Source organism: Pseudomonas sp. SL4(2022) (genome assembly GCF_026625725.1).
Lineage (GTDB): Bacteria > Pseudomonadota > Gammaproteobacteria > Pseudomonadales > Pseudomonadaceae > Aquipseudomonas.
On sequence record NZ_CP113060.1, the window covers coordinates 143592 to 155381 of the forward strand.

Annotated in this window: 10 protein-coding genes; 8 read left to right on the forward strand and 2 right to left on the reverse strand. The window is 60.9% G+C overall.

Annotated features, from left to right (window positions below):
* Positions 1-61 precede the first annotated feature (61 nt).
* Positions 62-1270, reverse strand: a complete 1209-nt coding sequence (locus OU997_RS00745) for an ammonium transporter (RefSeq protein ID WP_267808547.1) — start codon at positions 1268-1270, stop codon at positions 62-64.
* A 377-nt stretch (positions 1271-1647) separates the two neighbouring features.
* Between OU997_RS00745 and OU997_RS00750 the strand changes: the two genes are divergently transcribed.
* From OU997_RS00750 to OU997_RS00780, 7 genes are all read left to right on the forward strand, one after another.
* Positions 1648-1965, forward strand: coding sequence for a DUF883 family protein (locus OU997_RS00750; protein WP_267808548.1), 318 nt, complete (start codon positions 1648-1650; stop codon positions 1963-1965).
* Between the two features lie 12 nt (positions 1966-1977).
* Positions 1978-2361: a phage holin family protein gene (locus tag OU997_RS00755; protein WP_108487420.1), complete on the forward strand. Its 384-nt coding sequence runs from the start codon at positions 1978-1980 to the stop codon at positions 2359-2361.
* Complete coding sequence (locus tag OU997_RS00760; protein WP_108487419.1) at positions 2358-2717, forward strand: hypothetical protein; 360 nt, start codon at positions 2358-2360, stop codon at positions 2715-2717. Before OU997_RS00755 ends, OU997_RS00760 begins: the two co-directional genes overlap by 4 nt.
* 73 nt (positions 2718-2790) lie before the next feature.
* Positions 2791-3954, forward strand: a complete 1164-nt coding sequence (locus OU997_RS00765; protein ID WP_108487418.1) for an EAL domain-containing protein — start codon at positions 2791-2793, stop codon at positions 3952-3954.
* Positions 3955-4029: 75 nt separating this feature from the next.
* Positions 4030-5361: a deoxyguanosinetriphosphate triphosphohydrolase gene (locus OU997_RS00770; RefSeq protein WP_267808549.1), complete on the forward strand. Its 1332-nt coding sequence runs from the start codon at positions 4030-4032 to the stop codon at positions 5359-5361.
* 3 nt (positions 5362-5364) lie between these two features.
* On the forward strand, positions 5365-6441 hold the full coding sequence (locus OU997_RS00775; protein WP_108487416.1) for an FUSC family protein: 1077 nt from the start codon (positions 5365-5367) through the stop codon (positions 6439-6441).
* 144 nt (positions 6442-6585) lie between these two features.
* A complete protein-coding gene (locus OU997_RS00780; protein ID WP_267808550.1) occupies positions 6586-9543 on the forward strand; it encodes an HD domain-containing phosphohydrolase in 2958 nt (985 codons plus the stop codon).
* Between the two features lie 61 nt (positions 9544-9604).
* Here OU997_RS00780 and OU997_RS00785 read toward each other — a convergent pair whose 3' ends face one another.
* Entirely contained in the window at positions 9605-9946 is a 342-nt protein-coding gene (locus tag OU997_RS00785; protein ID WP_267808551.1) for a YggL family protein, read from the reverse strand.
* 237 nt (positions 9947-10183) lie between these two features.
* Here OU997_RS00785 and dacB point away from each other — a divergent pair, with 237 nt between their 5' ends.
* Positions 10184-11632, forward strand: coding sequence for a D-alanyl-D-alanine carboxypeptidase/D-alanyl-D-alanine-endopeptidase (dacB, locus tag OU997_RS00790; protein ID WP_108487413.1), 1449 nt, complete (start codon positions 10184-10186; stop codon positions 11630-11632).
* Positions 11633-11790 lie beyond the last annotated feature (158 nt).

Below are 11790 nucleotides of genomic sequence, written 5' to 3' on the forward strand. Positions count from 1 at the left end.
AGCGGTTGTCATAAAAAAGGCCCGGACACTGTCCGGGCCTTTTGCATTAACGCTAATGCGATCAATCCTGGCTGACGGCGCCAATCTTGTGCACCGAGAGGTCAGCACCGTAGTACTCCTCCTCCTGGCTCAGGCGAATACCCACGGTAGCCTTCAGCACACCATAAACCAGAACACCGCCAATCAAGGCCACCACCACGCCCAGCGCGGTGCCGACAAACTGGCTGGCCAGGCTGACGCCGCCCAGGCCGCCCAACATCTCTTGGCCGAAGATGCCGCAGGCAATACCGCCCCACACGCCGCACAGACCGTGCAGCGGCCAAACACCGAGCACGTCGTCGATCTGCCATTTCACCTGGGTCGCGGTAAACGCCCAGACGAACAACGCACCGGCAATCGCGCCTGTAACCAGAGCGCCGACAGGGTGCATCAAGTCAGACCCGGCACACACCGCCACCAGGCCAGCCAGCGGACCGTTGTGCAGGAAGCCTGGGTCGTTACGGCCAACAAGCAACGCCGCTACTGTTCCGCCGACCATCGCCATCAGGGTGTTGACCGCCACCAGACCACTGACACTGCCCAGGGTCTGTGCGCTCATCACGTTGAAGCCGAACCAGCCGATGATCAGAATCCACGAACCCAGCGCCAGGAACGGAATATTTGACGGGGCAAAAGCAACCAAGCGGCCATCACGGTAACGCCCGTTACGGCGCCCCAGCAGGATCACCGCGCCAAAGGCCAGCCAGCCACCCATCGCATGCACCACAACGGAACCGGCGAAGTCATGGAAGGTTGCGCCAAACTGCGCCTCCAGCCAGGCCTGCACGCCGTAGTTGCCGTTCCAGATCATGCCTTCGAAGAAGGGGTAGACGAAGGCTACGATCAGCACCGTGGCGCACAACTGCGGGCCGAACTTGGCGCGCTCGGCGATACCACCGGAAATAATCGCCGGGATGGCCGCCGCAAAGGTCAGCAGAAAGAAGAACTTCACCAGCGCATAGCCGTTGCCTTCCGTCAGCACACTGGCGGGCTCTAGGAAGGTCACGCCGTAGGCAATCCAGTAGCCAACAAAGAAATACGCCAGGGCCGACACGGCAAAGTCGGAGATGATCTTCGACAAGGCGTTGACCTGGTTCTTCTGCCTGACCGTCCCCACCTCGAGAAAGGCAAAGCCGGCATGCATGGCCAGCACCATCACGGCGCCGAGCAGGATAAACAAGGTATTGGAGCCGTGAATCAGGGTTTCCACAGCACTGTTGATGTTTTCCATCTGCGAAGAAAACTCCGTCGCGGGGAAAAAGCACCAAAGCGGATCACAAGCCAATAAAGACGCACCATATGGCGGCATTCATCATGATCCAGCTTGCCGAGGTTAAGCCTGTACAGCACCAAGCCGGTGCTGACTGAACCTTACCTCGAAGTACTTATTCCATAGTTATTAATAAGTTATTGGTGCACCACGGCGTCCTGGCCAGAACCCTCGCAGCCCCATAAAGGAGCGCATCTGCAAGGGCGCGCACCAGCACAATGCAAGCGCTGTACCAGCCGATCAGTCGGCAGCACCCGTCCTGCACCGAAGAAAAAAGGAACCACTGCCCCGCAGAAGACTCGAACCCCCTACACTGCCCCGTCATAAGGAGAGACACCATGGCTCGTAAGACCCCCGTATCGTCCAGTTCGGATCAGTTACTCGACGAATTCCAAGCGCTGGTGCGCGACACCGAAAGCTTGTTGCAGCATTCCGCCAGCCTCGCCGGCGAGCAGGCCGAGGAGCTGCGCGAGCAGATCCGCAGCAGCCTTGGCCGCGCGCGCAGCACCCTGCACAACGCCGAAGACGCACTGCATGCTCGCGGCAAGGCGGCTCTTGAAGCCACCGAGGGCTATGTGCAGACTCACCCATGGCAGACCCTCGGTATTGCTGCCGCCATTGGCCTGCTATTGGGCATGCTGATTACTCGGCGCTAAAGAGAAACCTTAATGGATGCAACACCGCCCACCCCGCCAAGTCGGGGCAGTTCGCCACGGCGATTTGCCAGCGCCTTGCTGGGGTTATTGCAGGGCCATATCGCGCTGTTTGGCGAAGAGCTTAAAGAGCAGCAAAGCCACACCCTCAGCCTGCTGGTTCTGACCAGTCTGAGCGTGCTGTTCGGTCTGCTGCTGATCATCGGCCTGTCGGCTGCGCTTCTGATTGCCTTCTGGGAGACGCATCGTCTACTGGTTATCAGCGCTCTGTGCGCCTTCTATGCATTGGGCCTGCTGGGCGCCCTGATCACGCTGTTGCAGCGTGTACGCAATGCCCCTGCGCCTTTCAGCGCCAGCCTTGAAGAACTGGCCCGCGACCGTGAGCAACTACTGCCATGACGATGCCCGAGCTACCCGCCAAGGCCTCGCGCCGCGAGCTGCGTAAAACCCTGCTGCGCATGCGTTTGCAAATGCACCGCCAGGAGTTGCGCCACGAAACCCTGGTCATGCTGCAGCCACTGCGGCAGGCACAGTACTGGCGCCACCACTGGCGTGAAGAACTGGGCAACAGCAACGCCCCACTTTGGGTCGCTGGCGGCGCACTGCTGCTCGCCACCATCGGCATCCGCCGTGGCCACTGGCGCCGCTGGCTGCGCATCGCCCTGATCGCCTTCCCGCTGCTGCGGCGCAATCCGCCACGACGCCCCCCGGAGCCATCTCCCGACACGACTAAAGATACCCGCGCAGGGGATTAAACTGGCCACGATCTTGCTTAGTCACCCGGCTACGCCGCCCACCGGGGCGTCTGCCTGGCTAAGGAACTGCGCAGTGTTCAACGGTCAACCGCTTGCTGTTTTCCAACCTTTTATTGATACCGCCACCGGACGCATTGCCGGTGTCGAGGCACTCGCGCGCCTGCGCAGCGCTGATGGCCGGCTGCACTCGGCAGGCCCGCTGTTCAGTGACCCGAAAACCCCACCGACGGCCCTGCGCCGCCTCGACCGCGCAGTGCGCGAACAAGCCCTGACGCGCTTTCATGAAGCCCCGCAAGACTGGTTTCTCAGCCTGAATATCTCGCCACGCTGGATAAGTCGGCTGCGCCCCGAACAAGCCTTGCCCAGCCTCAAACAGTTGCAACGCAGTGGCATCGACCCTGCACGTATCGTCTTTGAAATCACCGAACTGGGCGGCGCCAGCTCACGCCTACCGGGTGTGGTGGAACGCTATCGAGAAGCCGGCGCACGCATCGCCATCGACGACTTCGGTGCCGGCTACTCGCAACTAGACCGCGTGCTGGCCCTGCAGCCGGACATCCTCAAGCTGGACATGCGCCTGTTTCAGCAGGCCGCACGCGGCGGCCCGAGCAGCGAGATCGTCAAGGCGCTGGCGCAGATGGCGGAAAAGACCGGCTGCTGGATCATTGCCGAAGGCGTGGAGACTGAGGCCGAGCTGGATTTCGCCCTGGAGTGCGGCGCGCGTTATGTGCAGGGCTATCTGTTTGCCAAACCCGAAGAGGCCTTTTTCAGCAGCAGCGCATTCGTCAAACGTTTTGCCCAGCTGCGCGACCACTATGTGCAGCAAAAACTCGCCGAACGCGCACGACTGATGACCCTGCGCCAGCAGCTCGGTGAGCTGATGAACAGTTTCAAGACCTGGATCGAAAGCGGCTCAGAGCCTGATCAGCTACCGCAACCGCACACCTCCCCCTGGCTGCTGCGCATCTACCAATGCGACCGCCACGGCACCCAACTGACCGCCAACCTGGAGTGGCGCGAGCACAGCTGGCACAGCGATGCGCGTTACGTCGGGCATAACTGGTCCTGGCGGCCGTACTTCTATCAACTGCTGGCCGAGGGCTGGGAGGAACGCCGGCTGATTCTCTCCAGCACCTACCGTGATGCCACCACCAACCAGTACTGCATGACGGCCGGACAATTCATCGACAACGGTAAACGCTTGTTGCTGATTGACATCGACGCTGCCGGTTTTTAGCACCACCTCGCCTTGCATCATCGGCATAGAACCCCGAAGCTAGCTGCCACAGCCAGGTAACGGCGAGGATCTATCTTGGATTGGCAAACCCTGCTCAACCGTGAACGACTCGGCAAGCCGACGCACAGCGTCGCCGAACTGGGCCGCACCCCGTTTCACAAAGACCATGACCGCATCATCTTCTCCGGCGCCTTCCGCCGCCTAGGCCGTAAGACCCAGGTGCACCCGGTCTCCAGCAACGACCATATCCACACCCGCCTGACCCACTCGCTGGAAGTCAGCTGCGTGGGCCGTTCGCTGGGTATGCGCGTTGGCGAGATGATTCGCGATGCCCTGCCGGACTGGTGCGAGCCGAGCGACCTGGGCATGGTCGTGCAGTCCGCCTGCCTGGCCCACGACATTGGTAATCCGCCCTTTGGCCACTCTGGCGAAGACGCCATCCGCCACTGGTTCCAGCAGGCCGCCGGACGCGGCTGGCTGGACTCGATGAGCGCGGCCGAGCGCGGTGACTTTCTCAGTTTCGAGGGCAATGCCCAAGGCTTTCGTGTACTCACCCAGCTGGAATACCACCAGTTCGACGGCGGTACCCGACTGACCTACGCAACCCTCGGCACCTACCTCAAGTACCCCTGGACCGCACGCCACGCCGAGGCGCTGGGCTACAAGAAGCATAAATTCGGCTGCTACCAGAGTGAGTTGCCGCTGCTTGAGCAGATCGCCAGCAAACTCGGTCTACCGCAACTGGAAGAACAACGCTGGGCGCGCCATCCGCTGGTCTATCTGATGGAGGCGGCAGACGACATCTGCTACGGCCTGATCGACCTGGAAGACGGCCTGGAAATGGAGCTGCTCGATTACAGCGAAGTCGAGGCGCTGTTGCTCGATCTGGTCGGCGATGACCTGCCGGAAACCTACCGCCAGCTTGGCCCGGACGACTCCAAGCGGCGCAAACTGGCGATCCTGCGCGGCAAGGCCATCGAACACCTGACCAATGCCGCCGCCGAGGCCTTTGTCGAGCAGCAGGACGCCCTGCTTGCCGGCACCTTGCAGGGGGATTTGGTCGAACATATGCACGGCACCGCCAAGCGTTGCGTGCAGAGCGCAAAGGACATGGCCCGGCAGAAAATCTTCCAGGACAAGCGCAAAACCCTGCACGAAATCGGCGCCTACACCACCCTGGAAATTCTGCTCAACGCCTTCTGTGGCGCTGCACTGGAGCAGCATGGTGGGCGCACGCCATCCTTCAAGAACCGGCGTATTCTCGACTTGCTCGGCAACAACGCACCTGATCCAAACTGGCCGCTGTACCGCTCATTCCTGCGCATGATCGACTTTATCGCAGGCATGACCGACAGCTACGCTACTGAAATGGCCCGTGAAATGACGGGCCGCTCGAGTCCGGTGTAAGTCATGAGTAGCGTGCTGCGACAAACCTTCAGCTGGCATGCCGGGCCTCCTGCCTGGGGCCCGGCCATGGTCGCTGGCCTGGGCTGTGCCCTGCCTTTGCTCCTCGGCTTGTTCAGTGCCCACCCCGGTTTTCTCTGGGCCTCGGCGGGCGCCTTCCAGGCTGCCCAGGCCAATCCACTGCACCGCCTGGGCATGTTGCGCATGCTGATGCTATGCGGCCTGGGCGCCTGCAGCGCTGGACTGGGCTTCTGGTCGGCCAGCCATCCCTATGCCAGCTTGTTGATCTTTGCCCTGTTCGGTTTTCTACTGGCCTGGTTGCAGCGCTTTGGCAGCGAAGCCGGCAAACTGGGTATCGGCCTGGCCATCTGCCTGTGCCTGGGCCAAGGCCAGCAAGGCCTGGGTTCACTGAACAACCCCTACGCCATCGCCATGCTGTTTATCCTCGGTGGACTCTGGGTGATGCTGCTGGCCTTCGGCCTACGAGGCATGCATGGCCTGCGCATGTGGCCGTACATGCCGCGCTTTATCAGCATCTTCAAGGTGCTCAGGCATCACGCCAAGCGCCTGCCGCAGCAGAAGTGGCGGCTGCATGCGCTGGGCTGCACCTTGGCATTCGCCCTCTCCGGACTGATTGTCAATCTGGCCGAACTTCACCGCGGCTACTGGTTGACGCTGACAGTCGTGACCACCTTGCAGCTGGATTTTCAGGGCAGCCTGGTGCGTGCGGTGCAGTCAGTGCTCGCCAGCCTGGGTGCTGCAGCACTGCTGATCCTGCTCGGCCACAGCCTGCAGAACCCGGCACTGATGGTCGCCACGCTGCTGCCATTGATTGCCCTGAGTCGCGCCTTGCAGGCCAACCACTATGGGCTTTTTGTGCTGCAGACCACCGTGTGTTTCGTACTCCTCGCCGAAAGCCTGGCGCATGATTGGCAGTTGCCCCAGGTACGCCTCTTCAACAGCCTCATAGGCGTCGCCCTGGCCTTGCTGGTGGCACTGCTGGTGCATGGCCTGGAGCGCTGGCTGCAAAGGCGAAATCCGCCCTCGACACGCCACATGCCTCGTTCTGACACACCAGCCTGAACACTCAGCTGTACACAACCCACCTCCCCCACAAAGCCCTTGGCAGACGCACCGAGGTCGTGAAAAAGCGCTTATGCGCCCGGGCAAAGCGATTCAGGCTTCACTATGCTTGGCGCTAGGTCAGAGCACTTAAGGAAGGGCGCAATGCAGCAGAAATCTGGATCAAGCGAACGGCGTTTTCCGCTTCATATCCACATCAGTGTGCTGTTTACCCTGTTACTGCTCGGCTCAGGCATCGTGCTGGGCCTATTCAACTATCAGCAGACCAGCAACATCATTCTGAGTAGCAGCGACCAGCTTTTCACCCAAATGCGCAAGGACGTGCAGGCGGATCTGCGTAATACCTACCAACCGATTCGCTACATGATCAACCTGCTGGCACGTAACGAGCAGATCAACGGCCGTGACCGCCACGAACGCATGGTGATGTTGCCAATCTTCGCCCAGGCCCTGCGCGACAACCCCAAGCTCGCCTCGATATATGTGGGTTATGGCGATGGCAGTTTCTTTATGGTGCGCCCACTGCGCAGCATGAAGCTGCGACAAATCTTTTTTGCCCCGGACAACGCCGCCTATCAGGTCTGGAGCATCGACCGCATCAGTGGTCAGCGCCTGGACTCGGAATACCTGTTCTTCGATACCCACCTGAAGCCCATCAGCCGCCGGCAGAACCTCAAAGAGACCTACGACCCACGCAAGCGTCCCTGGTACCGCGGCGCTCAGCAGAGCCTGGAGCACTTCACCACAGCGCCCTATGCATTTTTTTCCACTGGCGAAATCGGCACCACAATTGCTCGCAAAAGTGCGGAAGCCACCGTGGTGGCCGCCGATCTGACCCTTGATGATCTCTCCGCCACCCTGGCAAATCATCGCCTGACCCCTACCACAGAGTTGGTTCTATACAGCCCCGATGGCAGTGCCGTGGCGTACCCGGATAGCTCGCGCCTGGTGATTCCCGGTAAAACCCTGCAACTGGCGCAGGTCAGAACGCTGAGTCCGGTGCTGGCCAGTTTTCTCGACCTGGGTCTGGAAAAGGATCGCCAGGGTGCAGTCATGCTCAATCAGCAGCGCTGGCAGGTTTCCTACACCCGGCTCAATGAAGGCGGCCCGGAAGGTCTGTATTTGGCCGTAATGGCCCCGGAGCATGAGCTGCTGGCCGATGCTTATCGTATTCGCTGGCAAGGTGCAGTGCTGACCCTGAGTATCCTGCTGTTGTGTATTCCAATCGGCTGGCTGCTTTCCAACATCCTGGTGAAGCCACTGCGCCTGCTGGTTGCAGAAGCCGAGGCCATCCGTAGTTTCAACTTCGACTACCCGGCCAGCGGGCGCTCTTTCGTCATGGAAGTCGACCAGTTAGCCGTGTCGATGCAACACATGAAAGACACGATCGCCAGCTTTCTCGACATCGCCGCCAGCTTATCGGCAGAAACCCGCTTTGATGCCCTGCTGCGACGGGTACTGCGGGAAACCGTCGACCTCAGCGAAGCCAGTGGCGGCTTACTCTATCTGCGCGATGTCAACAGCGGGCGCCTGGAGCCTCACGGCCTGTTTATCAACGAACAAGAGCACAATCTGGAAGAGCACCGCATCCCCAGTTTCGACCGCACTGACCCCAACACGCCTCACTGGCTGGTACAGACTGCTGAAGGCGGTAACAGCATCACCGTAGCGCTTGGTTTTGAGCAGGCGCTGGGTTTTCAAAGCCTGCTGCACACCCTCGGCAGCCCACATGTGCACCTGGTCTGCACCGGCCTGCACAACCGCCAGGGACAGACCTTGGGTGTCTTGCTATTGCTGCACCGTGACAACTCAGATGACACCGAACTGGCCATGCTGCGTCCAGAGCGGATTGCTTTTGTCGAAGCAGTTTCCGGCGTAGCGGCGCTGTGTATTGAAAGCCAGCGCCTGCTCGACCAGCAGAAGAAACTGCTGGATGCCTTTATCCAACTGATCGCTGGCGCCATTGACGCCAAGAGCCCCTACACCGGTGGCCACTGCCAGCGCGTGCCTGAACTGACCCTGATGCTGGCCCGCGCTGCGGCCGACAGCGAAGACCCTGCATTCAACACCTACCAGCCCAGCGAGGAAGAATGGGAGGCTTTGCATATCGCTGCCTGGCTGCATGACTGCGGCAAGGTCACCGTGCCCGAATACGTGGTGGACAAGGCCACCAAGCTGGAAACCCTCTGCGACCGCATCCATGAAGTACGCATGCGCTTCGAGGTGCTCAAGCGCGACGCCTGGATCAGTTACTGGGAACATCTCAGCCAGGGCGGCGACGCCAGTAGCCTCGGCCAGCTACGTGACGAACTGCTCGCCACCCTGGATGATGAGTTCGCCTTTATCGCCCGTTGCAATCTGGGTGGCGAGGCCATGGCCGAAGCTGACCTCGAACGCCTGCGCAGCATTGCTGCGCGCACCTGGACACGCACCCTGGACGATCGCCTGGGAGTTTCCTGGGAGGAGAACCTGCGCCAGTCGCGCACCCCGACACAACCGTTGCCGGTGCAGGAAACACTGCTCAGCGACAAAGCCGAACACCTGATTGAACGTCCCGAAAGCGAGCTGATCGCCGAAGACAACCCCTGGGGCTTCAAGCTCGATGTGCCACGCTACAAACACAACCGTGGCGAGCTGTACAACCTGGGCATTACCCGCGGCACCCTGACCAACGAAGAGCGCTTTATCATCAACGGCCATATGGTGCAGACCATCCGCATGCTCAGCCACCTGCCCTTCCCGCCGCACCTGGCCAACGTCGCCGAGATTGCCGGCGGCCACCATGAAAAGATGGACGGCACTGGCTACCCGAAACGCCTGAAGCGCGAGGACATGAGCCTGCCGGCCAGGATGATGGCGATTGCCGATATCTTCGAAGCGTTGACCGCCGTGGACCGCCCCTACAAAAAAGGCAAGCTATTGTCCGAATCACTCAACATCATGGCGGGTATGTGCAGAGGCGCGCATATCGACCCTGAACTGTTCGGGCTGTTTGTGCGGGAAAAGATCTACCTCAGCTACGCCGAACGCTTTCTACGTCGCGAGCAGATTGATCAGGTCGATAACGCTGCGCTGCTGGCCAAGGCTGGCCTGAGCGACTGACGAGAAATTACAGAAGGGAAAAGCAGCAGGGCATGCGCGATGCATGCCCTGCTTACAGGTTTTAAGCCTGATTGATCGTGTTGTCCGGGTACCAGACGTCGATCAGCGGGCTAGCAGTGAAATCCACCAGCTCGTTACGGCCTTTAAGCCAGGCTTCAACGGCAGCGCGCTGCTCTTCGCTGACCGAGCCACGCTTGCCCAGGCACACCAGGCCGAAGTCGTCGCCGCCGACATAACCCAGGCCATTGGCGGTCATGGCGTCACGCAGAAAGTCTTCCAGGAAGGTATCGATGGCTGCATCAGCCAGGTCTTCCTTGAAATTCAGGTTCAGCTCAAAACCCAGCTCCTGGAATTCATCCACGCAGAGTTTTTTGCGCAGACGGCGGGAACGGTTAGTAGCCATGGAACAATCCTCAAAAGTGATATCGCGCGGCACTCTAGCAGTTTCGCGGCCTACGTGCCTGCTTCAAAAGACGGCAGGTAGCCGCCCCCTTCCGCAAATACCCCACCAAAGGCACCGGCAGACACGCCGCCAGCACTGGAATGGGGCATAATCACGCCCATCATTCCAAGCCGCGACGAGCTCTCAATTCATGCCTCGCCCCATCGTTGTTGTCCCTCAGCTGGAGGGTTGCCGCCCATGATCACATCCCTGCGTCGCCTGGCCATTGCCAGCCTGTTGCTGCCTATTTGCCTGCCGCTGGCCGCCGCGAATGGCGGCCTGTCGAACAAGGTTCAACAATCGCTGAAAGCCAACAAGATCAGCAGCCAGTCGCTGTCGGTGGTCACCGTGCCGCTCAACGGCCCCGGCAGCAGCACCTTTTTCAATGCCGACATCTCGGTCAACCCGGCCTCCACCATGAAGCTGGTCACCACCTACGCAGCACTTGAACTGCTCGGCCCGACCCACCAGTGGAAAACCGAATTCTTCACCGATGGCCAACTGAAGAATGGCGTGCTCAACGGCAATCTGTACCTCAAGGGCGGCGGCGACCCCAAGCTGAACATGGAAAAGCTCTGGCTGATGATGCGCGACCTGCGTGCCAACGGCGTGCTGCAAGTGACAGGCGACCTGGTGCTCGACCGCAGCCACTTCGTACAGCCGCAGCTGCCCAGCTTCAATGACGACGGCGGCGACGCCAACAAGCCGTTCCTGGTCGCCCCCGACTCGCTGCTGGTCAACCTCAAGGCACTGCGCTTTATCGCCCGCACCGAAGGTGGCAAGGTGCATATCGCCGCCGAGCCGCCGATTGCCAATATCCGCATCGACAACCGCGTCAAAGCCCTGCCGGCAGCCAAATGCCCGGGCTGGCCGGATGTGCGCTACAACCCGGTCACCGAATTCGACGGCACCACGGTCATCGTCACCGGCAAGCTGGCCGAAGGCTGCAGCTCGCAGACCTACCTGTCGCTGCTGGATCACCCGAGCTACGCTGCCGGCGCCATCCGCGCCATCTGGCAGGAACTGGGCGGCAGCATCATGGGCAAGGACCGACTCGCTCCAGTTCCAGAGAAAGCCCGCCTGCTGGCCCGCGCCTACTCCCCGGACCTGACCGAGATCATCCGCGACATCAACAAGTACAGTAACAACACCATGGCCCGGCAGCTGTTCCTCAGCCTCGGCGCAGAGTTTCGCACCTCCGCCGACCAGGACGACAGCAAGGCAGCACAACGGGTGATCCGCAGCTGGCTGGCACGTAAAGGCATCACCGCACCGCACCTGGTGATGGAGAACGGCTCCGGGCTGTCACGTGCCGAGCGGGTCAGCGCGCGGGAAATGGCGACCCTGCTGCAGGCCGCCTGGAAGAGTCCTTACTCCGCCGAATTCATGGCTTCACTGCCGTTGGTAGCCATGGACGGCACCATGCGCAAACGCCTGCACCGTACGCCACTGGTAGGCGAGGCGCGGATCAAGACCGGTACGCTGAACAACGTGCGCGCCATCGCCGGCTTCAGCCGCGACAGCAACGGCAACAGCTGGGCCGTGGTGGCGATCCTCAACGATCCACGCCCTTGGGGTGCCTCGTCGATTCTCGATCAGGTGCTGATCGATTTGTACAAGCAGCCTAAGCTCAGCGCCCAACGCTAAAACAGCGGCGGCTAAACAGCGGCAACGCCAGGCCGCGCCTACTCCCAAGGCGCGGCGTTTTACTCCATTGCCCCACACTGCTGCGCTGCACGTCACAACGCAGCGGTCAGACTGCTGCGCCCCTTCGATCAGGACGCTTGAAGGGGCGCGCGCATCCG